The sequence below is a fragment of the Kocuria sp. KSNUG genome, from assembly GCF_049532735.1.
In the GTDB taxonomy this organism is placed as follows: Bacteria; Actinomycetota; Actinomycetes; order Actinomycetales; family Micrococcaceae; genus Kocuria; species Kocuria rhizophila.
In genome coordinates, this window is record NZ_CP150981.1 from 1,821,495 (window position 1) to 1,844,983 (window position 23,489).

19 protein-coding genes and 1 tRNA gene are annotated in these 23,489 nt (G+C 69.8%); 8 read left to right on the forward strand and 12 right to left on the reverse strand.

Going from position 1 to position 23,489, the window contains the following annotated elements; translation table 11 throughout:
• The first annotated feature begins 49 nt into the window (after window positions 1-49).
• From pepN to AABM36_RS07885, 3 genes are all read left to right on the forward strand, one after another.
• A complete protein-coding gene (pepN, locus tag AABM36_RS07875; RefSeq protein ID WP_423445686.1) occupies window positions 50-2,803 on the forward strand; it encodes an aminopeptidase N in 2,754 nt (917 codons plus the stop codon).
• Between the two features lie 114 nt (window positions 2,804-2,917).
• Entirely contained in the window at window positions 2,918-4,204 is a 1,287-nt protein-coding gene (locus AABM36_RS07880) for a hypothetical protein (RefSeq protein ID WP_019309207.1), read from the forward strand.
• A gap of 17 nt (window positions 4,205-4,221) precedes the next feature.
• The gene (locus AABM36_RS07885) at window positions 4,222-5,919 is read left to right on the forward strand and encodes an ABC1 kinase family protein (protein ID WP_423445688.1); all 1,698 of its coding nucleotides are present in this window, start codon (window positions 4,222-4,224) and stop codon (window positions 5,917-5,919) included.
• A gap of 140 nt (window positions 5,920-6,059) precedes the next feature.
• On the opposite strand, the gene AABM36_RS07890 is transcribed toward AABM36_RS07885, so the two are convergent.
• Window positions 6,060-6,581 carry a hypothetical protein gene (locus AABM36_RS07890; RefSeq protein WP_423445690.1) on the reverse strand — a complete coding sequence of 174 codons (522 nt, stop codon included), beginning with the start codon at window positions 6,579-6,581 and terminating at the stop codon, window positions 6,060-6,062.
• Window positions 6,582-6,599: 18 nt separating this feature from the next.
• Complete coding sequence (locus AABM36_RS07895; protein ID WP_423445692.1) at window positions 6,600-6,827, reverse strand: hypothetical protein; 228 nt, start codon at window positions 6,825-6,827, stop codon at window positions 6,600-6,602.
• A gap of 678 nt (window positions 6,828-7,505) precedes the next feature.
• On the opposite strand from AABM36_RS07895, the gene AABM36_RS07900 reads away from it, so the two are divergent.
• On the forward strand, window positions 7,506-8,852 hold the full coding sequence (locus AABM36_RS07900; RefSeq protein ID WP_019309204.1) for a UDP-glucose dehydrogenase family protein: 1,347 nt from the start codon (window positions 7,506-7,508) through the stop codon (window positions 8,850-8,852).
• 325 nt (window positions 8,853-9,177) lie between these two features.
• Here the strand turns inward: AABM36_RS07900 and AABM36_RS07905 are convergent, their stop codons facing one another.
• On the reverse strand, window positions 9,178-10,206 hold the full coding sequence (locus tag AABM36_RS07905) for an LCP family protein (protein ID WP_019309203.1): 1,029 nt from the start codon (window positions 10,204-10,206) through the stop codon (window positions 9,178-9,180).
• Window positions 10,207-10,337: 131 nt separating this feature from the next.
• Window positions 10,338-11,402, reverse strand: a complete 1,065-nt coding sequence (locus AABM36_RS07910) for a lipoate--protein ligase family protein (RefSeq protein ID WP_019309202.1) — start codon at window positions 11,400-11,402, stop codon at window positions 10,338-10,340.
• A gap of 237 nt (window positions 11,403-11,639) precedes the next feature.
• On the opposite strand from AABM36_RS07910, the gene AABM36_RS07915 reads away from it, so the two are divergent.
• Both AABM36_RS07915 and AABM36_RS07920 read left to right on the forward strand, forming a co-directional pair.
• Entirely contained in the window at window positions 11,640-11,897 is a 258-nt protein-coding gene (locus AABM36_RS07915) for a type B 50S ribosomal protein L31 (protein ID WP_019309201.1), read from the forward strand.
• A 222-nt stretch (window positions 11,898-12,119) separates the two neighbouring features.
• On the forward strand, window positions 12,120-14,168 hold the full coding sequence (locus AABM36_RS07920) for a S8 family serine peptidase (RefSeq protein WP_019309200.1): 2,049 nt from the start codon (window positions 12,120-12,122) through the stop codon (window positions 14,166-14,168).
• Window positions 14,169-14,380: 212 nt separating this feature from the next.
• Here AABM36_RS07920 and AABM36_RS07925 read toward each other — a convergent pair whose 3' ends face one another.
• From AABM36_RS07925 to AABM36_RS07945, 5 genes are all read right to left on the reverse strand, one after another.
• A complete protein-coding gene (locus AABM36_RS07925) occupies window positions 14,381-15,208 on the reverse strand; it encodes a TrmH family RNA methyltransferase (protein ID WP_019309199.1) in 828 nt (275 codons plus the stop codon).
• 151 nt (window positions 15,209-15,359) lie between these two features.
• On the reverse strand, window positions 15,360-16,334 hold the full coding sequence (locus tag AABM36_RS07930) for a sulfite exporter TauE/SafE family protein (protein WP_019309198.1): 975 nt from the start codon (window positions 16,332-16,334) through the stop codon (window positions 15,360-15,362).
• A 7-nt stretch (window positions 16,335-16,341) separates the two neighbouring features.
• A complete protein-coding gene (locus tag AABM36_RS07935; protein WP_019309197.1) occupies window positions 16,342-17,124 on the reverse strand; it encodes an ABC transporter ATP-binding protein in 783 nt (260 codons plus the stop codon).
• Window positions 17,125-17,203: 79 nt separating this feature from the next.
• Window positions 17,204-18,133 carry a phosphoserine phosphatase SerB gene (gene serB / locus AABM36_RS07940; RefSeq protein ID WP_019309196.1) on the reverse strand — a complete coding sequence of 310 codons (930 nt, stop codon included), beginning with the start codon at window positions 18,131-18,133 and terminating at the stop codon, window positions 17,204-17,206.
• A gap of 54 nt (window positions 18,134-18,187) precedes the next feature.
• The gene (locus AABM36_RS07945; protein WP_019309195.1) at window positions 18,188-20,452 is read right to left on the reverse strand and encodes an MMPL family transporter; all 2,265 of its coding nucleotides are present in this window, start codon (window positions 20,450-20,452) and stop codon (window positions 18,188-18,190) included.
• 360 nt (window positions 20,453-20,812) lie between these two features.
• Here AABM36_RS07945 and AABM36_RS07950 point away from each other — a divergent pair, with 360 nt between their 5' ends.
• The gene (locus AABM36_RS07950) at window positions 20,813-21,004 is read left to right on the forward strand and encodes a hypothetical protein (protein ID WP_423445697.1); all 192 of its coding nucleotides are present in this window, start codon (window positions 20,813-20,815) and stop codon (window positions 21,002-21,004) included.
• Between the two features lie 156 nt (window positions 21,005-21,160).
• A complete protein-coding gene (locus AABM36_RS07955) occupies window positions 21,161-21,586 on the forward strand; it encodes an Ltp family lipoprotein (protein WP_423445699.1) in 426 nt (141 codons plus the stop codon).
• A gap of 76 nt (window positions 21,587-21,662) precedes the next feature.
• On the opposite strand, the gene AABM36_RS07960 is transcribed toward AABM36_RS07955, so the two are convergent.
• The 3 genes from AABM36_RS07960 to fabG form a co-directional block, all read right to left on the reverse strand.
• Window positions 21,663-21,748 (reverse strand) — tRNA-Leu (locus AABM36_RS07960).
• 185 nt (window positions 21,749-21,933) lie between these two features.
• Window positions 21,934-22,689, reverse strand: a complete 756-nt coding sequence (locus AABM36_RS07965) for an SDR family oxidoreductase (RefSeq protein WP_019309193.1) — start codon at window positions 22,687-22,689, stop codon at window positions 21,934-21,936.
• 46 nt (window positions 22,690-22,735) lie between these two features.
• Complete coding sequence (gene fabG / locus AABM36_RS07970; RefSeq protein WP_019309192.1) at window positions 22,736-23,461, reverse strand: 3-oxoacyl-ACP reductase FabG; 726 nt, start codon at window positions 23,459-23,461, stop codon at window positions 22,736-22,738.
• Between the last annotated feature and the right edge of the window lie 28 nt (window positions 23,462-23,489).

Consider the following 23,489-nt stretch of genomic DNA (forward strand, 5'->3'; position numbering starts at 1 on the left):
CGGTGTCGCCGTGTGACCGGCGACACCGCCCCGTGCCTACACTGGGGGCATGGGAGCCAGCCTGACCAGAGAAGAAGCAGCCACGCGTGCCGAGCAGATCCGGGTGGAGGACTACCGGGTCACGGTGGACCTCTCGGGGGCGAAGAACCCCGAGAGCACGACCTTCGGCTCGGAGGTCACGGTGCGGTTCACCGCCGAGGAGGGTGCGGAGACGTTCATCGACTTCATCCACGACACGGTCACGGAGGTGGAGCTCAACGGTGAGCTCCTGGACGTGGACGACGTGGTGGACGGGGACCGGATCCGGTTGCCCGAGCTGGGCCAGGCCAACGAGCTGCGCGTGGTCGGACGCGCGCTCTACTCGCGCTCGGGCGAGGGTCTGCACCGCTACATCGACCCGCAGGACGGCGAGGTCTACATCTACACGCAGTACGAGCCCGCGGACTGCCGCCGGGTGTTCGCGGTGTTCGAGCAGCCGGACCTGAAGGCGAGCTACACGTTCACGGTGCTCACCCCGCAGGACTGGATCGCCGCGTCCAACGGGGAGCTGGTGGCGTCCACGCCCACCGAGGACTGCGACGCCCCGGGTGCCGTGAGCCACGAGTTCGCGCCCACGCTGCGGATCTCCTCCTACATCACCACCATCCTCGCGGGACCGTACGCCACGGTCACGGACGAGTGGCGCGGCACCGACCCCCACGGCGAGCCCATGACCGTTCCGCTCGCGCTGCACTGCCGGCGGGCGCTCGCCGAGCACATGGACGCCGAGGAGCTGTTCACCCTCACCAAGCAGGGACTGGACTTCTTCCCGGAGCTGTTCGGCTTCGCGTACCCGTGGGGCAAGTACGAGCAGGCGTTCGTGCCCGAGTACAACCTGGGGGCCATGGAGAACCCGGGAATGGTCACGTTCACGGAGGACTACCTGTTCCCGTCCGGTGCCACGCGCGCCCAGCTCGCGGGGCGCGCCAACACCCTGATGCACGAGATGTCACACATGTGGTTCGGGGACCTGGTCACCATGCAGTGGTGGGACGACCTCTGGCTCAAGGAGTCCTTCGCGGAGTTCATGGGCGCGTACGCGTGCGTGCACGCCACGCAGTACACGGACGCGTGGGTCACGTTCGCGCTGGCCCGCAAGGAGTGGGCGTACCGCCAGGACCAGCTGCGCACCACGCACCCGATCGTCGCGGACATCGTGGACCTGGAGGCCGCACGGCAGAACTTCGACGGCATCACCTACGCCAAGGGCGCCTCGGTGCTCAAGCAGCTCGTGGCCTTCGTGGGCGAGGACGCCTTCATGGACGCGTGCCGCGCCTACTTCCACCGCTTCGCGTTCGGCAACACCAGCCTGGACGACTTCCTCGCGGTCCTGGACGAGGCGTGCGAGCACGACGTCCGCGCGTGGGCGGACCAGTGGTTGCGCACCACGGGTGTTCCGGTGCTCGCGGTCACCGCGCCCGACGACGCCGCCGCGGGCTCCCCCGCCACGCTCACCCAGCGCGCCGAGCCCCTGCGCCCCCACGTGCTGACCGTGGGGACCTACGCCCGCACCGCCGAGGGTGCGGTGGAGAACACCGCGCGCGCGGAGGTGCGCGTGCCCGCCGAGGACCGGCCCACCGAGCTCAACGGGGTGACCGGCCCGTGGGCCACCGATGCCGCGGCGGGCCACGCGGCAGCTGGCGACGCCCGTGCCGCCGGCGCTGCCGCCGAGTCCACGATGCCTGTCGGCACCGGTCCCACCGGCGAGCCTGCGAGTGAGACGAGCGACGCCGTGGTGCTGGTCAACGACACCGACCTCACCTACTGCCTGGCCCACCCGGACCCGGCGTCCCTGGCCGGGCTGGTGGAGTTCGTGGGTGAGATCACCGAGCCCCTGGCCCGCGCCGTGGCGCACTCCCAGCTGTGGGCCGCGGTGCGGGACGGGCGGCTGTGCCCGCGCGAGTACGTGCTCATGGTGGCCCGCCGCTGCACCACCGAGTCCCACGCCGCGATCCTCACCACGGTCCTGGACCACGCCCGCCAGGCCCTGGGCCAGTACGTGCCCGTCACGCACCGCACCGCCGCGCGCCGGGCGCTGCTCGACGCCCTGGGCTCCTCCATGCTGGCCGCGGAGCCCGGCTCGGACGCGCAGCTGATCCTGGCGCGCTCCTTCGCCCGGGAGGCCGCACGGGACGGGAAGTACGCCCGGCCCATCCAGGAGTGGCTGGGCGGTGTGCACACCGTCCCCGGTCTGGAGCTCACCCCGCAGCTGCGCTGGAGCATGCTCACCGCGGTGACCGCCACCGGGCACAGCACCGTGTCCGAGCTGGAGTCCGAGCACGCCCAGGACCCCACGCGGGACGGTCACCTGGGCTACCTCGAGGCGGTCGCGGCCATGCGCTCGGACCGTTCCAAGCAGCAGGCGTGGGAGCGGATCGTCTCCGGGACGCTGTCCAACGACGAGCTCAGCGCCACCATTGCCGGCTTCCAGCTCGCGGCGCCCACGGTGCTGCGCCGCTACGAGGACGTCTACTTCGAGCAGCTCACCGCGTGGTGGGCCGGGCACTCCATGGAGATCGCCACCCGCATGGTCCGCGGGCTGTTCCCGCGCGCGGTGGACGCCCAGGCGGCGTCGTCGAGCGCGGCGGGGACTCCCACCGGGGACCCGGCGGAGGCGGCCGCGCAGCATCCCGTGGTCCGTGCCGCCCGCACGTGGCTGGACGCGCACGACGACGCTCCCGCGGCCCTGCGGCGCATCGTCACCGAGCTGCTCGACGACGCCCAGCGCGCGGTGACCCTGCAGCTGATGTACCTGTCCCGCTGAGCCGGGACCGGCCATGTCCACCGAGTGGATGAACATCGATGCACCTGGATCAACGGATAGCATGAGGGCAGATCCTGCGGCGGAGGATCTGCCAGTGCTACAGCGAGGGAGACCATGACCGATTACGCGCTCAACGACCGGGGGTCCTTGGACGTCGTCACCGAGAACTTCTACGACACCGAGATCATGAGGGTGTTCGGGGGTCTCTCCGCGGGTCGCGCGCAGACGTGGAACGGCATGGCCGCCCTCGTGCCGGAGCCGGACAACCCCTTCGACCCGCGCACCGTGTCCGTGCGCGTGGGCGAGAACAAGGTGGCCCACCTGTCCTCGGAGGACGCGCACCGCTACTGGCACCCGCTCTCCCGCGTGATCGCCTCCGGCTACACCCCCGTGGTTCCCCTGCACCTTGAGGCGGAGCTGCTGCGTCAGGACGGCGTGGCGGAGGTGGACGCGCGTGCGGTGATCGACATCGCTCCCCCGGACCTGCTGTTCCCCCTGAACACCGCCCCCGCCCAGGCGGCCGTGCTGCCCCAGGGCTCCTCGATCAAGGTGCTGGACGAGCAGGACTTCGCGGAGTACCTGCACTCGATCGTGCCCGCCTCCGGCGAGGGCCGCGTGATCCTCACGCTGGAGGTCAACAAGGTGCGCAACTCCCACGGCGTCACCGTGGACACCGTGGACGTGCTCTACGAGCGCAAGCAGGTGGGGCGGCTCTCCACGCAGATGTCCCAGCAGTTCATCCCGATCATCAACCACGCCTTCGACCACGACCTGCTCACCGCGGTGTGGGGCACCATCCGAGGGTCCTCGTTCGAGGTGTCCATGACCCTGCAGGCCGCGCGCGCCTCCGAGGTCCCGGCCCAGTGGTTCACGGAGCTGCCCAACGACGTTCCCGAGCTGCTGCCCGACGCCGAGGAGTACGAGGTCCCGCCGGCCTATGTGGCCGTGGAGTCCGACCACGGGCGCAACTCCAAGAAGTGGCGCCGGGGCTTCACCGCGGCCCACCCGGAGGCCGCGGGCTCCAGCTCCGCGGCCGCCGCGGCTCGCGGATTTGCCGCGCGTCTGCGCGGTGACGCCGGACGGGCCGAGGCCACGCGCGCGGCCACCACGACTGCCCCTGACGACGCCGCCCCCGTGCGCGCGGACGGCGGGCCCGCCGAGGTCTCCCCGTCCCCGGTGCGCACCGAGGACTCGCCACGCGCCCCCCGACCCGCCAGCGGTGCGGCGTCGCGGCTGGTGAGTGGACTGAAACCCGTGGTCACCGCGCTGCTCGTGCTCACCGCGGTCCTGGTTCTCCTGGGGATCTTCATGCTGGGTGTGGAACCATTGGTCACCACGCTCGTCCTGATCGTGGCCGTGGCCACCGGATTCATGGCCATGTACCTCCACAGAACGCTGTAAGGGGCTCGTCCACCCGTATGATTTCCCGCCGCGAACGGTTCCTCCAGATCATCGAGGTCCTCACCAAGCACGGCTTCGGCTTCGCCCTGGGCGGGCTCAAGCCCCAGTGGCGGGCTCCGCTCGCGCGGGTGAAGCTCATCGACCCGCAGACCGTCCACTCGCAGCCCGAGCACCTGCGCATGGCGCTGGAGGAGCTGGGGCCCACCTTCGTGAAGCTGGGCCAGCTGACCTCCACCCGCCCGGACCTGCTGCCGCCGGGCTACGCGGAGGAGCTGCTCAAGCTCCAGGACAACACCCCGCCCATCCCCGTGGAGCAGATCCGCGCCATGATCGAGGCCGAGCCGGACACCCAGGCGGAGGAGATCCTCACCCACATGGACCCGGACCCGGTGGCCACGGGATCCATCGGCCAGGCCCACGCGGCCACCTACCAGGGCCACCAGGTGATCGTGAAGGTGCGCCGCCCCGGGGTCACGGACGAGGTCAACCGGGACCTGGAGATCCTGCAGGACATGGCCAAGTGGGTCTCCCGCTACTGGACCGCGGCCCAGGACTACGACCTCGAGGGCATCGTGGAGGAGTTCAGCACGTCCCTGCGCGACGAGCTGGACTTCCTGCAGGAGGCCAAGAACTCCCAGCGCATGGCCGAGAACTTCACGGGCCACCCGCAGATCCACATCCCGGAGATCTTCTGGGAGGCCAGCACCTCCCGGGTGCTCACGATGGAGCGGATGTTCGGCGTCAAGATCAACGACTACGCGGCTCTCGAGGCCGAGGGCGTCGACCGGCACCTGCTGGCCAAGGAGGCCACGGACGCCATCTGCAAAATGGTGTTCGAGGACGGCTTCTTCCACGCGGACCCGCACCCAGGGAACCTGTTCGTGGAACCGGATGGCCGAATCGCGATCATCGACTTCGGCATGGTGGGCAACCTCACCGAGGAGTTCCGCGACCACCTGATCACGCTGCTGCTGGGCGTGGTGCAGGACAACCCGCGGCGCGCGGCCACCGGACTGCTGGGACTCACGGACAGCGGCACCCACGACGTCTCCAAGCGGGAGATCGAGAAGGACGTGGCGGTCATGATGCGCCGCTACGCCAACAAGCCCCTGCAGGAGGTGCGCGTGGGGGCGCTCATGGCGGACCTGATCTCCGTGCTGCGCCACCACAAGCTCCAGCTGCCCCGGCAGTCCGCGCTGCTGCTGCGGATGCTCGTCACCGCGGAGTCCATGGGCACGGGCCTGGACCCGGAGTTCGACCTGGTCTCCTCGGTGCAGCCGTACGCAGAGCGCTTCATCATGCACCGGCTCTCCCCCGAGATGCTGCTCAACCGGCTGCGCTCCACGGTGGAGGACGCCGTGCAGATGGGGGTGGACGTCCCCGAGTACGTGCGCCGGCTGATCGTGGTGCTCGAACGCGGCGGGTTCGACGTCCACCTGCGCACCGACGAGCTGGAACCGCTGTTCAAGAACGGCGCCAAGATCAGCCACCAGGTGGTGGCCGGCGGCGTGATTGCCGCGACCATCAACGGCACCGCGCACATCATCGCCTCGGACCCCGAGCGGTGGAAGAAGTATCACACGCCCCTGATCGTGGGAGGCATGTCCACCGTGGGAGTCCTCAGCGGCTACCTGGCGGTGTCCTCCAACGTGGACCGGGTCCGCCACCTGGCGCGGCTGCTGCGCGGCAACCGCCAGAAGCGCACGGTGCGCTGAGCGCGGGGGTGCCCGTCCGGCGTCGTCCCCGCTCCGCGTGGTGTCCGGTCAGCGGTGTGGTGTCCTCGCTCCGCGGGGTGCGCGCCCGGCGCCGCCCTCCCGGGTGCCGCCCGTCCGGCGGGGCTTCCGCCGGACGTGGCTCAGATCAGGTCCCAGACCGCGTAGGCGTTCTTGGACGAGGGGACGACCTCCCACTGCTCGGCGCGCGCGGGATCCACGCGGGCCCGGGCCGTCTCGAGGTCCTCCGCGGTCAGGTAGAACGGGCCGCCGTTCGCGAAGCGCCGCAGGTGGTCCGAGGACGGAATGACCACGCGCCGCATGTAGTCCACGCCGGCGATCCGTCTCTCCAGCGTGCAGTACGCCACCCCGGGCTGCTTCAGGTTTGCCAGGATGGCACGCATGGACTCCTGCAGCGGGAGCGTGGGCAGGATCTCCACGGCACGGGCCTCCATGGCCCGCACCACGTGGCCGGCCACGAGGAACTCGTAGTACTGCCCGGAGCAGCCGGTCACGTAGCGCACCTCGATGTCCGGGTGGTTGGCAATGAAGCACACCAGTTCCCCCATGCTGATCATCATGTCCGCGAGGCGCTCCAGGATGGCGGCCGTCCTGAGGTGGTTCTTGGCTGCCGTGCGGCCGCGCAGCCGGGCGGACCGGGACACCGAGGCCCGGATCTCGATCTAGAAGGCGGAGGGGCCCATCTGCATGATGGTGAAGTCGTGCTGGTAGCCCTCCAGGGTGATGGCCGAGGGCTCGAACATGTGGTGGGAAAGCATCTGCAGTCCTGTGAAGCTCTCCCGCATGGTCGCCTGGGGCAGCGGCAGCTGGAGGCCTGCGCTGGTGCTGTAGGTGATGAGGACCGGGATCTGCGCATTGGGGGGTATGGATCCCGGGAGTGGTGATGCCACTGGTTCTCTCCTCGAACTCGCCTGTTCAGGTGAAGTGTGTTTTGTGCAATCGAATTGCGTTCTCGGGTATTCTGGGAATCATCCACCGGCGGCGCGGGGGGAAATGCAGACGTTTCCACGTCGAAGGGACATGCATTCGTATGCACAAAAGTGTATTGCAGCGAGGGCTAAGCATCCTTCCTACTCGCGCGTTCATCTGTACCCTCTAAGGGGGACACGTCCATTCCCGCGTTGACGGGGTTGACCGCGCCGCTCCCATAGACTCTCCACACGTAGGGGAAGAACGGGCACCGGCACCTCGCGGCGGGTCCCGGCTCGTCCACGGGTTCCAGCAAAGGATGTACTGCGTGTTCACGATCATGCCGATCTACGGCACCCGCCCGGAGGCGACGAGCCGAACCTTTCCCCACGACACGGCTGGAAGGTCTGCAGATCGAGACCTTGGTCCCCACAACCGCAGAATGCGGCCAGGTTCTGACCAGGTAGACAAGATCTGACTCCCCCCTCGGGCGGCGCGGCGACACGTGTTTTGCCGGAGGGCAACGGCCAAGGTACCCCACTGCGCGGGGGCCGCGCCTTCGCAGATACCCATAAAGGCAGATGCTCGGAGCAGTACTGCGGATCGCTGAGAGCGATTCCCGGGTTTGAGCCCGCCATCTCTTCAGAAAGGATCATCTTATGCGCATGACAGTGATCGGCACCGGATACCTGGGGGCCACGCACGCCGTGGCCATGGCGGAACTCGGCCACGAGGTGCTGGGCGTGGATCTGGACCAGGCGAAGATTGACTCCTTGGCCGCGGGACGCGTTCCGTTCCACGAGCCGGGTCTGCCGGAACTGCTGCGCAAGCACGTGTCCACGGGGGCCGTGCGGTTCACCACCTCCTACGATGAAGCAGGCCGCTTCGGAGACGTTCACTTCATCGGCGTTGGAACTCCGCAGAAGCGGGACGGACACGCCGCGGACATGACCTACGTCGACGCAGCGGTGGAGCAGATCGCACGCGCGGCCGACCACAACTGTGTGATTGCCGGAAAGTCCACGGTCCCCGTGGGCTCCGCCGAGCGCCTTCAGCACGTGGCGCGCTCGTCCGCTCGTGACGGCGTCACCGTTGACCTCGTCTGGAACCCCGAGTTCCTGCGCGAAGGTCACGCGGTGGAGGACACGCTGCGCCCCGATCGCATGGTCCTGGGGGTCGAGCACAACGACGACGCCCGGCGCACGCCAGGAGCTGAGCGCGCCGAGGCTGTCCTGCGGGAGGTCTATGCCCAGCAGCTAGCCGTGGACACACCGTTCATCGTGACCGACTACCAGACTGCGGAACTCGTGAAGGTGGCGGCCAACAGCTTCCTGGCCACCAAGATCAGCTTCATCAACGCGCTCTCCGAGATCACGGAGACCGTCGGGGGTGACATCCGCACCCTCGCGGACGCCATAGGTCTGGACGATCGCATCGGGAGGAAATTCCTCAACGCGGGGGTTGGATTCGGCGGGGGGTGCCTCCCCAAGGACATTCGCGCCCTGCGCGCGCGGGCCTCGGAGCTGGGCCTGGACCAGTCAGTGCGCTTCCTGGCAGAGGTGGACGACATCAACCTCCGGCGACGCGAGCGCACCACGCAGCTGGTCGCGCAAGAGTGTGGAGGGTCCCTCCACGGCGCGAAGATCGCCGTGCTGGGAGCGGCGTTCAAACCGGAATCCGACGACGTGAGGGACTCCCCCGCACTGGACATCGCCGCCCGTCTGCATTCCCAGGGTGCGGATGTGCGTCTCTACGATCCCCAGGCGAACGCGAACGCCGCCCAGCGATATCCCCGCCTGGACTATGTGGACTCTCTCGAGGACGCCGTGACCGGTGCCCAGATGACGCTGCTGCTCACCGAGTGGCGCGAGTTCAAGGAGATGGACCCAGCAGCGGTGGCCGCGCTCGTCGAGGTGCCCACCATCTTAGACGGCCGCAACGTGCTGGATCCTGCCACCTGGGAGGCAGCCGGATGGCAGTACCTCGCACTCGGGCGACGGAACTGAACCCTCATTACGTGTGACCCCACTCGTGCCGAGCTGGCTGCTCCAGTGGGTCGGTCGAGAGGCGCGGTTCTCTCCGGCAGACCGGGAATGGGTAAGACCTTGTCCCTGCAGGGGTGGATCGGCTTGGCCCGTTGCACGGCCCAAATCGGTTCCGTTGGCGGTACTGAGAGGCTCATGGCAACCGCACCCCCGGAATCGCGTGGTGCGGTTGCCACGTGGAAGCGGTTGCGGGCGAGCTCGCGCCAGGGTTCTCGGGCGATAGCCACTCCTTCGACCGCAGCCTGACTCCAACCGCGCGCACGCCCTTTCGAGAGGGACGGAAGAATCAGGGGCCGGACTGCTCCACCTTTTTTGCGTAGTCGTCCAGGGTGCCGTCCGAGATGGACTTGCCGATCTCCTTCATGGCGGCCTCATCCGCAATGATGATCGACTGCCCGTCCGCGGACGTTCCCACGCCCTGGTTGGGCACGGTGAACATGTGGATGTCGCTGCTGGTCATCCCCACCAGTTTGGGGGCCTGCTGGGCGATCCATCCGGCCGTGATGCCGTCGCTGACCGTCAGGTACGGGGAGATCTGCTTGACCACCTCGTTGAGCTTCACGGGGTTGGTCAGCGTCCCGGCGCTGACGAGCTCGTTGATCAGCCCCTCCAGGTACGCCCGCTGGTTGCGCACGCGCTGGTAGTCACCGTCCGGGAAGGCGTAGCGCTCACGCACGAAGGCGAGTGCCTCCTCGCCGTTCATCTCCTGGGGTCCCTCCTGGAACTGGTGGCCGTCCTGGGAGGTGAAGGACACGGGCACGTCCACGGTCACGCCACCCAGGGCGTCCGTGAGCCCCTCGAAGCCCGCGAAGTCCACCATGGCTACCTCGTCCACGCGGGTGTCGAAGTTCTCCTCGATCGTGCTCACCATGGTGGGCATCCCGCCCACGTCCAGAGCGGAGTTGATCTTGGCCTCGCCGTGGCCGGGGATGGTCACCCAGGTGTCGCGCATGATGGACATCACGTACATCTCGCCGCCGTCCTCCGGGATGTGGAGCAGCATGATGGAGTCCGCGCGGGAGCCCGTGACGGTAGGGTCCTGGCCCTCGGGGCGCTTGTCGGAGCCGAGCAGCAGCACGGTGGTGCCTGCATCCTCGGAGGAGCCCTTGGCGGGGCGGCTGGACTCCTCGGGAAACGCCGACTCGAGGTTCTGCGCGCCGTTGTCGAAGTTGCGGGCGAGGTTCCACACGAAGAAACCCGCCACCACTCCGATCACCAGCACGATGCCAAGCAGCACCAGGAGGATGTTGCGTCCGGTGTGCTTCTTGCGGGGGGTGGGCTGGTCTTCGTTGAACTCGACCGGATTCGTGGACACGATGTGCTCTCCGAGGCTGGGGGGACATGACTCGCGCGAGACCCACCGGGATCCGGTGCAGGGCACCCGTGCTACGGGGTGCGTTCCGGCGGGGGCGCTGGCGGGGCTGTGGGTGCTTTCGCACATCCTAGCTACGGCACCCTGTGGATCCACTCTTGCGTGCCGAACTTGTGCTCGACGAGATTCCGGGCCGCGGCGAGTTCGCTGTCTGAGACCTTACCAACCTGGGCCCCGTAGCGTTCCGTGAACGTGCGGGTCAGGGCCGAGATGACATCCCCGCGGGCCATGCCGGTCTGGCGTCGCAGCGGGTCCACCCGCTTCTTGGCGGATCGGATCCCCTTGTCCGAGATCTTCTCCTTGCCGATCCGCAGCACATCCGTCATCTTGTCCGCGTCGATGTCGTAGCTCATGGTCACGTGGTGGACCATCCCGCCGTTGGCGAAGCGTTTCTGGGCCGCTCCCCCGATCTTTCCCTGCGGCGTGGCGATGTCGTTGAGGGGCACGTAGAACGCCTCCACGCCGAGGTCCGCGAACCCCTGCATGACCCACGCGTCCAGGAACGGGTAGGAGTCCGCGAAGCTCATCCCGTCCACCAGGGTCTGGGGGATGTAGAGCGAGTACGTGATGCAGTTGCCCGCCTCCATGAACATGGCGCCACCGCCGGAGACGCGGCGGACCACCTGCACCCCGTGCCGCCGGGCGCCCTCCAGGTCCACCTCGTTGCGCACGGACTGGAACGAGCCGATCACCACGGCGGGCTCGTCCCAGTCCCAGAACCGCAGCGTGGGGGGACGGTGGCCCGCGCCCACCTCCCGGGCGAGGACCTCGTCCAGGGCCAGGTTCTCCAGAGTGGGGCGCACCTGCGCGGGGATCACCTGCCACTCGTGGTCGCTCCAGCTCGTGGCCTTGGCCAGTGCACGGCGCACGGCAATCACCACGGCTCGGGCGTCGAAGCCGAACAGCACGGCGTCGCGCGGCAACGCCGCCTCGATCCTGGCCGCCATCTCCTGCGGACCGGTGTCCTCGTGCAGACCGGTGAGGGCGGCGTTGATGTCCGCGAGCGCCTCGTCGGGCTCGAGGAAGAAGTCGCCGTTGACGGAGACCTCGGCCAGCCGGTGGTCGTGGACGGTGAAGTCCGCGACCACCAGCTTCCCGCCGAGGACCTTGTACTCTCCGTGTGCTCGTGACGTGCTCATTCACTGACCTCCGCTGCGAGTGGTGGCACGGGGTGTGGTGCCGGGTGTTGCGCCCTGGCGGGGCGCCTCAGCTCGTTGCCCGTGAATTCCTCTCCTGATGGTATGCACTGGTGGGTCGAATCGACCGACGTGGGCCGGAGGCGTACCATAGGCGGTTGGTGTGCTCACTTTCGAGCGCGCCGCGTCCGAGCAACGCCGTGCCTGGCAAAATCCAGGCACCTACAGAAGGTTGACACCATGAAGGCTGACATCCACCCGGATTACCACCCGGTTCTCTTCCGTGACCTCGCTTCCGGCAAGGTCATCCTGACTCGTTCCACCGCCACCTCCTCCAAGACGGAGACGTGGGAGGACGGCAACGAGTACCCGATCATCGAGGTCGAGATCTCCTCCGAGTCCCACCCGTTCTACACGGGCAAGCAGCGCATCATGGACTCCGCCGGCCGCGTGGAGCGCTTCAACCAGCGGTTCGCGAACTTCGGGAAGTCCAAGTAACCAGCGGACACTCCCCCTTCGACGCCCGGTCCACCGCACGGTGGGCCGGGCGTCGTGCTGTACGGACCGCCGCTCGTCCCGGTCCAGCAGATGACGACACTCGCGGACCAATCGTCACCATTTCGTGACCTTCCCCATAGGATGGGCCTGGCTCTTGTCCCCCCAGGCCCCGGCACACCCCCCTGATCCTGTGCCGCGGTCACCGAAAGGTTTCCCCCACCCATGACGTCACGTCACTCCCGCGTGCGCCCTGAGCGCCGCATTCCCCCCGTCACCTCCCACGGTCCCGGCGCGTCCCGTGCCGCGAAGCACGTTGCCGACGCCGCGCCGTCGCCGTTCGGTGTGCTCGGGGCCGCCGCGCGCCGTACCGTCCTGCCGCTCGCGGTCACGGCCGCCCTGGTGCTCACCGCGCAGCCGGCCAGCGCGGCCCCCGCCGCGCCTGCCGGCGGGCCGGACTCCCCCACCACGACCGTGCCCTCGGATCCCCCCACCGAGTCCGACCGCGTGATCGTGAAGTTCAAGGACACCGCGGCCCCCGACGCCAGCAAGGAGAAGGTCGTGGAGGCCGCCTCCGAGGAGGCCCTGGACGGCGCGAAGGCCCCGGACGTCACCCAGCGGGTCAAGACCACCGTGGCCCAGGCGGACGTGCTGGAGCTGGACCGTGAGCTGGACGAGGCCGAGCAGAAGGAGCTCGTGGCGCAGATCGAGGCGGACCCGGCCGTGGAGTACGCGGAGGCCGACCGTCTGGCGTCCACCTCGTGGGTCCCCAACGACGTGTACACGAACTTCCAGTGGAGCCTGTGGCCCCAGCAGGGCGGAGTGAGCTTCACCCAGGCGTGGGACATGTCCCGCGGCAACGGCCAGACCATCGCGGTGCTGGACACCGGCATCACCTCCCACGGCGACCTCAACGCGAAGGTGGTGCCCGGCCGCGACTTCGTGAGCGACACCTACCTCTCGCGCGACGGCAACGAGCGTGACTCCAACCCGAGGGACGAGGGCGACTGGAGCGGCGCGGGTGAGTGCTCGCCGTCCGCGAGGAACTCGTCCTGGCACGGCACCCACGTGGCCGGCCTCGCCGCCGGGCAGTCCAACAACGGCGCGGGAATCACCGGCGCCGCACCGGGAGCCAAGATCCAGCCGGTGCGTGTCCTGGGCAAGTGCACCAACGGGTATGTCTCGGACATCGCCGATGCCGTGGCCTGGTCGGCCGGGGCCCCTGTGGCCGGAGAGCCCGCCAACCCGAACCCCGCCACGGTCATCAACCTGTCCCTTAACTACCCCGGGCAGTGCGGTGCCACCATGCAGAACGCCATCAACACCGCCGTGAACCGGCGCGTGCCGGTGGTGGCCGCCGCCGGCAACTCCGCGATCAACGCGGGCGGCACCGCCCCGGCGAACTGCGCCAACACGATCGTGGTGGGCGCCGCCGACAACAACGGCAACACCGCCAGCTACTCGAACACGGGCGCCGTGGTGGACGTGCTGGCACCGGGCGGAACCAGCCAGTACCCCATGCTCTCCACGGTCAACTCGGGCACCCGCGGCCCGGCGGGCGCCACGTACGGCAACATGATGGGCACCTCCATGGCCACCCCGCTGGTCTCCGGCACCGTGGCCCTGATGAAGCAGCGCGATCCCTCGATCACGCCCGCCCGCGTGGAGCAGATCCTGAAGTCCACCGCGAGCGGCCGGATGGGATCCCTGAACCTGAACCCGGCCGCCGCCGTGCGCGCGGTCGTTCCCGCCGGCGGCTACACCACGTCCGGTGGCATCGGCGCCAAGTGGCGCTCCACGGGCGGTGCCGCCAAGTGGGGCAACCCGGTCTCGAGCGAGGCGGACGCCGCCAACGGCGGTCGCTACCAGGAGTTCTCCAAGAACGGCCGCAAGACCACCATCTACTGGAGCTCGGCCACGGGCGCCCACATCCTGGAGAACGCCACCCTGGTGGGCAAGAAGTTCGTCTCGGCCGGCCGGGAGCGCGGCTACGGCTACCCCAGCACCGACGAGATGCGTGTCTCCGGCGGCGCCTACCAGGTGCACCGCAAGGGCTCCGCGCAGACCAAGGTGCTGTGGAGCCAGGCCACCGGCGCACACGCGGTGAAGGAGACCGGAGCCATCGGCAAGGCATGGAAGCGAGCCGGGCTCGAACGCGGCTGGGGCTGGCCCGCCACGGACGAGTACACGTCCAACGGGGTGGTCCACCAGCGCTTCTCCAACGGCGTGACCGCCCACTGGACCCCCCAGCGCGGAGTGTGGACCACGCGCTGACGGTCCCCTCGCCGCAGCTGCGCTGACACGAACGACGGGCGGTTCCCCTCTGGGGAGCCGCCCGTCGGCGTCTCGGGAACGGCCTGCCGCTCCAAAAGGCTGGGCACGTGTGGCCCACGCGTTGCGGGGGCCCAGCTGTGACGCATCCTCGGTGAGGTCGTGCAGGTCCACGGCCGACGACGCCGCTCGCACCGGCTCGCAGGCCGGTCACCTCAGCGCGGCCGCGTCTCCCAGAACGCCACCGCGCTCGCGGCCGCCACGTTGAGGGAGTCCACGCCGTGGCTCATGGGAATGACCACGTGGCGGTCCGCGTGGTGCAGGGTCGCAGCACCCAGGCCCTGGCCCTCGGTGCCCAGGACCAGCGCCAGCTTCTCCGGCTGCTCGGCGGCCAGGGCGTCCACCGTGACGGCGTCGTCGCTCAGGGCCAGCGCCGCGGTGAGGAACCCGGCGTCCTTGACCCGCTGCAGGTCCGCGGTCCAGTGCTCCAGGCGCACCCACGGGACCTGGAACACCGTGCCCATGGAGACCCGCACCGCACGCCGGTAGAGCGGGTCGGCGCAGCGCGGGGTGACCAGCACGGCGTCGACGTCCAGGGCCGCGGCCGAGCGGAAGATCGCCCCCACGTTCGTGTGGTCCACGATGTCCTCAAGGATGGCCACGCGCCGCGCGGAGGCCAGTACGGATTCCAGGGGCAGCGGTGCCGGCCGGTGCATCGCGGCCATCGCCCCGCGGTGCAGGTGGAAGCCGGTGATCTGCTCGAGCACCTCGTCCGTGCCCACGTACACGGGCACGTCGTGGGACTCCAGCACGTCGCGGAGCCCGTCCACCCACTTCTCCGCCATGAAGAAGGACCGCGGCCGGTGACCGGCGTCCAGGGCGCGGCGCAGCACCTTGGAGGACTCCGCGAGGTACAACCCGCGCTCGGGTTCGAGCTTGCGGCGCAGGGACACGTCCGTGAGGCTCGTGTAGTCGGCCACGCGGGGATCGGCGGGGTCGCTCAGCTCGACGAGGCGTTCGGACAGGGGCGCGGGTGAGGTCACGGGTCTTCCTGGGGTGTCGAGGTCGGGATTCGTTCCGGTGCGTGCCGTGCGCGCACCTGGGCTGTGCATGGGATCCGGGAGGTCCTGGGACGGGCCGGCCCGGCGCGGCGGGTTCAGGGTGCGGTCGCGCGCGCCCAGGTGGGGGCGCGGGTCAAATCAGGTTGGACACCATGCTCGCCAGGGCCACGAGCCCCAGCACCACGATCACGGTGCGCAGCGCCACCGGGGAGAGCCGCTTGCCGATCTTGGCACCCAGCCACGAGCCCACGGTGGAGCTGACCGCGATGAACAGCACGACCCACCAGTTGATGCGGTCGAACGCGAGCAGCACGTAGGAGATCGCGGCCACGATGTTCACCGCCGCCACGAGCGCGTTCTTCACGGCGTTCGCGGACTGCAGCGGCGCGAGCAGGAACACGCCCAGGATGCCCACGAGCAGCACTCCCTGAGCGGCCACGAAGTACCCGCCGTAGATCCCCGCCAGGAACACCAGCACGTACAGGATCGCGGGCTGCCGGGAGCCGTCCACCTGCGCGGACGACGCCGCCGTGCCCGCCTGGGCGGGGACGGCGCCGTAGGGCTGGGCGGACAATGTCGCCGTGCCCCCCTCGGCGGGGCCAGCGCCGTCGTTCCCCGGGGCGCCCTGAGCGGTGCCCGACGTGCTCGCCTGGCGCTCCTTGCGGGCGCGCACCACCGCCTGCAGCCGCGGCTGGAACACCACGAACAGCAGGGCCACCACGATCAGGACCGGGGCGACCACCTCGAAGACCTCTTCGGGCAGGTGCAGCAGCAGCGCCGCGCCGATCACACCGCCCGCCACCGAGCACGGCAGGAGCTTGAGCAGGGTGCGTTTCAGCCCGCGCAGCTCGCTGCGGTAGCTCCACGCCCCGGTGAGGTTGCCCGCGATCAGGCCCATGGCGTTGGACATGGACGCCGTGACCGGGGGAACCCCCATGGTCACGAGCACCGGGAACGTCACGAGGGTTCCGGAGCCCACGATCGTGTTGATCGTCCCGGCCCACAGACCGGCCACGAGGATGAGCAGGACCTGCCACCACTCGAAGCCCACGGTTCCCCCGGCGCCGAAGACCTCGGCCGGCACGGACGCGGCTGACAGTGCGATCACGAGCGGCTCAGCGGGCGAACGCCGCGTACCGGTCGCCCACCTTGACCAGTTTGAGCGGCATGTCGAACGTCTCGGACAGGTTCTTCTGGGTCATCACGTGGCCCACGGGGCCCGCGGCCACCACCCGGCCCTCGCGCAGCAGCAGCGCGTGCGTGAACCCGTCCGGGACCTCCTCGAGGTGGTGGGTCACCATGACCATGGCCGGCGCGGACTCGTCCCGGGCGAGCTCGTCCAGGCGCTGCACGAGCTTCTCGCGCCCGCCCACGTCCAGCCCGGCGGCGGGCTCGTCCAGCAGCAGCAGCTCCGGGTCCGTCATCAGCGCCCGGGCGATCAGCACGCGCTTGCGCTCACCCTCGGAGAGGGTGCCGTAGCTGCGGTCCCGCAGCTCCGTGAGTCCCCACGTGGCGAGCAGCTCCTCGGCGCGCTGGACGTCGGCGTCGTCGTACTCCTCGCGCCAGCGCCCGGTGACCCCGTAGGCCGCGGTGAGGATGACGTCCCCCACGGTCTCGGCGTGCGGGATCTGGCCGGCCAGCGGGGCGGAGCTCAGGCCGATGCGCGGACGCAGCTCGAACACGTCCACCGCGCCCAGGATCTCGTCCAGGATGTCCACCATGCCGGTGGTGGGGTGCAGCCGGGCCGCGGCGATCGACAGCAGCGTGGACTTGCCCGCCCCGTTGGGGCCCAGGATGACCCAGCGCTCGCCGTCCTGCACGGTCCAGTTCACGGAATCCAGCAGGGTCTTCGCACCGCGGACCACCGAGACGTCCGCCACTTCAAGAACTGAGCTCATGACGGCCACTCTAGTGCCCGTGACGGGCGCGTCCCCAGACCGGCGCACCGGCGCGGGACCACCGGACAGGACGCGCGGGTCACAGGTCCAGGAAGAAGCGCAGGGCGTCCAGGTTGGGGATGTTGATCTGCGTGTCCGCCACGTCCTGCAGGGCCGGCTTGGCGCGGTAGGCCACGGACAGCCCGGCCGCACGGGCCATGTCCACGTCGTTGGCTCCGTCGCCCACCACCAGGACGTCCTCGGGTGCGATCTCGAGATCACGGGCCCACTGCGCCACGATCTCCGCCTTGGCGGCGCGGTCCACGACCGGGCCGCCGACGCGACCCGTCAGCCGCCCGTCCTCCACCTCGAGCCCGTTCGCGGCCCAGCGCGTCAGCTCCAGGGAGGAGGCCAGCGGGGCGAGCACCTGCCGGAAGCCTCCGGACACGGCGGCCACAGCGTGGCCCTCCCGCAGCAGCGTGCGCACGAGCGCCTGCGCGCCCGGGGACAGCCGCACGGCGTCGGCGACGTCGTCGACCACCTCGGCGGACAGGCCCGCCAGGACGACCACCCGTTCCCGCAGGGACTGCTCGAAGTCGATCTCCCCGCGCATCGCGCGTTCGGTGATCTCCGCGACCTCCGCCTCACGCCCGGCGTGGGCGGCCAGCAGCTCGATGACCTCCTGGCGGATCAGCGTGGAGTCCACGTCCAGGACCACGAGCTTGCGGCGGGACTGGTCCGTCCACCGGGCCTCCACCACGTTGAGGTCCACCCCGGGGACGCTCTGGCGCCGGGGGTCCGGCTGCAGGGCACGCCGCAGGGCGGCCGGGTCCTCGGTCTCCACCGGGATGGTCAGGGCGTTGTACCCCTCCACGTCCGCGGCCTGGTCGTCGGACGCGGTGCCGGTGACACGCACCCAGGTGGGCGAGTCCACGGTCACTCCCGCGCGCTGCAGGAGGTCCGCCACGGCCTGCGTGGCTTCATCGTCCGGGGACACGGCAAGGGCGACGACGGCACAGTTCTGGGGCATGGCCGCAGTGTATCGGCCACCCGGCGGGGCGCACAAAGACCGCGGGAGCGCCGCCTAGGCCTCGTGCCCCTCCACGGCCCGGTGCCGGCCGGGGGTTCCCACGCGGGAGGGCCACCAGGACCGGGGCCCGATGTCCAGCACCAGGGCGGGCACCAGCAGGGAGCGCACCACCACGGTGTCCAGCAGCACCCCCACCGTCACGATGACCGCGAGCTGCACCAGGAACAGGATGGGCAGCACCGCCAGGGCGGCGAACGTGGCGGCGAGCACGATGCCCGCCGAGGTGATGACCCCTCCGGTGGTGGTGAGCCCGGCCAGCACACCCGCGCGGTGCCCCGCGGTCACCACCTCCTCGCGCACGCGGCTCATGAGGAAGATGTTGTAGTCGATCCCCAGCGCCACCAGGAACACGAACCCGAACAGCGGCACCGTGGGGTCCGCCTGGTTGAGGTCCAGCAGCTCGAACACCAGCGTGGAGATCCCCAGTGCCGCCAGGAAGGACAGCACCGTGGTGGCGATCAGCAGCACCGGCATCAGCACGCTGCGCAGCAGGACCATGAGGATCAGCAGGATGACCACCAGGATGATCGGGATGATCACCGCGCGGTCCCGTTCCGAGGCCGCGATGGTGTCCACCTGGACCGCGGTGGTTCCGCCCACGGCGGCCTGCGGGGTGATCTCGGCGAGCTCACCCCGCAGCCGCTGCACCGCGGCCTGGGCCTCCTCGGAGTCCGAGGCAGAGGTCAGCGTGGCCTGGATCAGCACGTCCCCCTGGCTCACGGTGGGTTCCACCCCCGCGAACGGACCGCCCTGCGGAGCGGGGTACGGAAGCGTTCCGCTCGGAGACTCGTTCGCTGCGAAGGCCACCGAGGCGACGTCGTCGTCCCCCGCGAGGTGCTGGGCCACCTCGTCGGCCTCGGACTGCGGAGCGATGACGTACACCGGGTCCCCGGAACCGCCCGGGAAGTGCTGCTCCAGGACGGCGGTGCCGTCCCGGGCCTCGGACTCCCCCAGCACGAACTCGGACTCCGGCACACCGCCCGCGTCCAGCTGGGTGGCGCCCAGCGCAGCCACACCGAGCAGCACGGTGCACACGATCCACACCGCGCGCGACTTCCGGTCCACCAGCCGGGCCACGGCGGGCCACAGGCCCTTGTGGGTGTAGGGGTCCATGGCCTGCTCGTGGGCCTCGGGGTGCTCGTCCACGCGCGGCATCCTGGGCCACAGGGCCACGCGGCCGAAGATCGCCAGCAGCGCCGGCAGCAGGGTCAGCCCGGCGAGGATCGCGAACACCACGCCGATGGCGGTGGCGGGTCCCACCCCGCGGTTGGAGGTGAGCTCCGAGAACAGCAGGCACAGCAGGCCGGCGATCACGGTGGTCCCGGAGGCCAGCACCGCGGGGACGGTGCCCTTCCACGCGATCCGCGTGGCGGTCCAGCGGGACGGCGTGGTGTGCAGCGCCTCGCGGAACCGGGCGGTGTAGAGCAGTCCGTAGTCGGTGGCCGCGCCGATCACGATGATCGACATGATGCCCTGCGTCTGCCCGCTCAGGGCGATGACCCCGCGCTCCGCCAGGAAGTAGACCGCGAGGATCGCGCCGCACAGCGCGGCCACGCTCGTGAGCAGCACCAGGAACGGGAGCAGCGGTGAGCGGTAGACGATCACCAGGATCACCAGCACTGCGAGCAGCGCCACCCCCAGCAGCAGCCCGTCGATGCCGGAGAACGCCTCGGACAGGTCTGCCACGAGGCCCGCCGGGCCGGTCACGGCCACGGTGAGTCCCTCCGGGGTGTCCTGCGCCAGCTCGTCGCGCAGCTCGGCGACCACGTCGCCCGTCTCCGCCTCGGCATCCACGAGCACGACCACCTCCACCGCGCGCCCGTCCTCGGACGGGATGGGCGGAGAGACCTCCAGGACGTCCGGCACGCCCGCGAGGTCCTGGGTGGCCGCCCCGATCTCCCCCAGCTGCGCCTGGGTGATCTCACCCTGCGACTCCATGACCACGATGGCGGGGATGCCGTCCGAGTCCCGGAACTCCCCCAGCCGGGCCTGCACCTGGGTGGCCTGCGAGTCCACGGGCAGGAAGTCCGCCTGCGAGTTGGAGGTCACCTCCGAGAGCTTCCCGAACGTGGGGCCGCCCACGCCCATCACGCCCAGCCACACGAGCACGAGCACCACGGGGATCAGCCAGCGCAGCCATCCCGGTACGCCGGTGCCACCGCGTGGGTGGCCGATGCCGCGATCCGGAGCGGCGCGCTCCGCCGCGCTGGCGGCAGGGTCCTGGTTCGCGTTTTGCGGGCCGTCACCACTCACCCGCACGGTCGAGTCCTGCGGTGCGGACGGTGGTCTCGCCCGTCCTGCTGCTGTTCGGATCGGGGGACGGCTGGGGGCTGCTCGGCATGTCTCACCTGGGGTCTCGACGCACGGACGACCGTCCGCGCACTGCGCTCCGGCCCTGACGACGACGCGGCGGCGCTGCGTGCCGCGGGTCACTGCCCCTCATGCTACGGGTACGGCCGGGCCCTGTCCGGGTGCGTGAGGCTCCAGCCGCGGGACGGGCCGTGTGGGCCGTAGTGGGGGCATCCACCGGGGCGTGCGGGTGCCACTATGTATGAAAGCAAATACATGCTCATGCATTCGATATGCCCTCTCGGCACATCCCTTCTCGAAAGGCCAGCCATGGCTCAGCGACCCTCCCCCGTTCTCCTGCTCACCGGTGGCGCCGTGGCGCTCGCACTGCTGAGCGGATGCGGATCCACCGCGACCTCTGCGGACTCCGCTCCGACGAAGAGCTCCCCCGCGTCCAGCTCGTCCACCGAGACGTTCACGGCGCCGGCGTCCGAAGCACCCCAGAGCACCGAGGCCGCCTAGACGCCGACCGAGGAGAGCACCACCTACGTTGCGGTCGCGGAGAGTCCCGCCCCCGAAATGCCCGCACCGAGCCCGGCCGAGGACACTACCGGTTCAGGCTCTCAGAGCGGCGGCGCAGCGAAGGCCGGCACGAGCGGTGGCGGCACCAAGGGCGGCGTGTCCCAGGACAGCGCCACCCGGAAGGCCTCCGACTACCTCGCGTTCATGGCGTTCTCCCGGAGCGGACTGATCGAGCAGCTGGAGTACGAGGGATTCACCACCCAGGAGGCCACGGCCGCGGTGGACAGCCTCTCCACCAACTACAACGAGCAGGCCGCCAAGAAGGCCAAGGACTACCTCCGGACCTCCGCGTTCTCCCGCACCGGGCTGATCGAGCAGCTCGAGTTCGAGGGCTTCACCACCGAGCAGGCCACCTACGGCGTGGACACCACCAACCCGGACTACATGGCGCAGGCGGCCAAGAAGGGCAAGCAGTACCTGGACATGTCCGGATTCTCGCGCTCCGCGCTGATCGACCAGCTCGTCTTCGAGGGCTTCACCCCGGAGCAGGCGGCGCACGGAGCCACCGCGAACGGGCTCTGAGCCGCAACCCCGGCGACCGCAGAACCGGGAACGAGAAAACCCCGTCCGACCAGTGGTCGAACGGGGTTCTTCTCTGTGCGCGAGGGGGGACTTGAACCCCCACCCTCTAATACGAGGACTAGCACCTCAAGCTAGCGCGTCTGCCTATTCCGCCACCCGCGCAGGTGTCTGGGCCGGTGAAGTTCTGTGAACAGAAACTCCGTGGCCCTCGGCAACGACAGAAAACCTACCACAGTTCGCGGGGCCGTTCGAACCGGGCCGGCCCCGGAACGGGACGACGCCGCACGCGGGGTGCGCGTGCGGCGTCGTGGTCCGCGGGGCTCAGCCAGCGGCTGTGGCGGTGCCGGTCACTTGCCAGCCTGGGCCAGGAAGTCCTCGGCCCCGCCCACGAGCTCCACGTGCCCGGACTCGACGTCCGCGGTGACCATGGTGGCGATCTCCTGCGCGAACTCGTTGACGGTGTAGAGCTTGCCCGCGGCGGCGCGGCGCTCGTCCAGGGCACCCGGGCGGGCGCGGTTGAGCAGGGTGGCGGTGACGGTGCCCTCGATCATGTCCGCGGAGACCACCACGAAACTCACGCCCTTCTCGGCCATCTCCGGCACGCGCGCGGAGAGGGTGTCCTCGCCGGCCCGCTTGGACCTGGCCACGGCCTCGTACTCCGGCATGGTCTCCACCTCGTTGATGAAGTGCGCCTGGTGGCTCGTGACGAACACCACGCGACCGCCCCGGGGCAGCAGCTCCAGTGCCTCGGTGAGGGTGTCGTTCTGGGCGTCCCGGTTGAGCTTCAGCGCGTAGCCCTCGCCGAGCTCCGTCTCCATGCCGCCGGAGGCGTTGAGGATCAGCACGTCCACCCCGCCGAACTCGTCCTGCGCCGCGCGGAAGAGGCCGCCGCGGGACTCGGGGTCCGTGATGTCCGCCTGCACGGCGATCGCGCGGCCGCCCGCCTCGGTGATCTCCTTGACCACCTTGGTGGCACGCGGGGCCTTCTGGCGGTAGTTGATCACCACGTTGGCGCCCTGGGACGCGAGGATCTTGGCGGTGTCCGCGCCCACCCCTCGCGATGACCCGGTGATGATGACGGTCTTGCCGGCGACTGAGCTCATGCTGTGACTCCTTAGCAGGTGGGGTGGTGGGGCCCGGTGCGGTGGATCAGTGACCCACGCCGAGCCCGCCGTCTACGGGGATGATAGCGCCGGAGATGTAGCCGGCGTCCTCCGAGGCCAGGAATGTCACGGCCTTGGCGACCTCCTGCACCTCCCCGAAGCGCCCGGCGGGGATCATCGAGTGGTAGTTCGCCGTGACCTCCTCGGAGAGCCCCTCCGTCATGGCCGTGTGGATGTATCCCGGGGCCACCACGTTGGCCGTGACACCGCGGGAGCCCAGTTCACGGGTGATGGCGCGCGCCATGCCGATGAGCCCGGCCTTGGACGCCGCGTAGTTGGTCTGCCCCGGAGCTCCCGTGTAGCCCACCACGGAGGAGATGAAGATCACACGGCCCTTCTTCAGGCGCATGAAACCCTTGGTGGCGCGCTGCACCACGCGGAAGGCCCCGGTGAGGTTCGTGTCGATCACGTCCTGGAAGTCGGCTTCCTTCATGCGGACCAGCAGGTTGTCCTTGGTGATGCCCGCGTTGGCCACGAGGACCTCCACGGGACCGAACCTCGCCTCGACCTCCTTGAAGGCCGCGTCCACCGAGGCGGAGTCCGTCACGTCCGCGGCAACCGTGTGGGCGCCCTCCGGTCCCTCGCCGCCGGAGCGCGAGGTGATGACCACGTTGTCCCCGGCCGCCACGAAGGCCTCCGCGATGGCGCGTCCGATGCCGCGGTTGCCTCCCGTTACGAGCACGGTGCGCGCGGTTGAGGGCTTCTCAGACATGGTGGAACCTTCCGTGGAGGGCGGACGC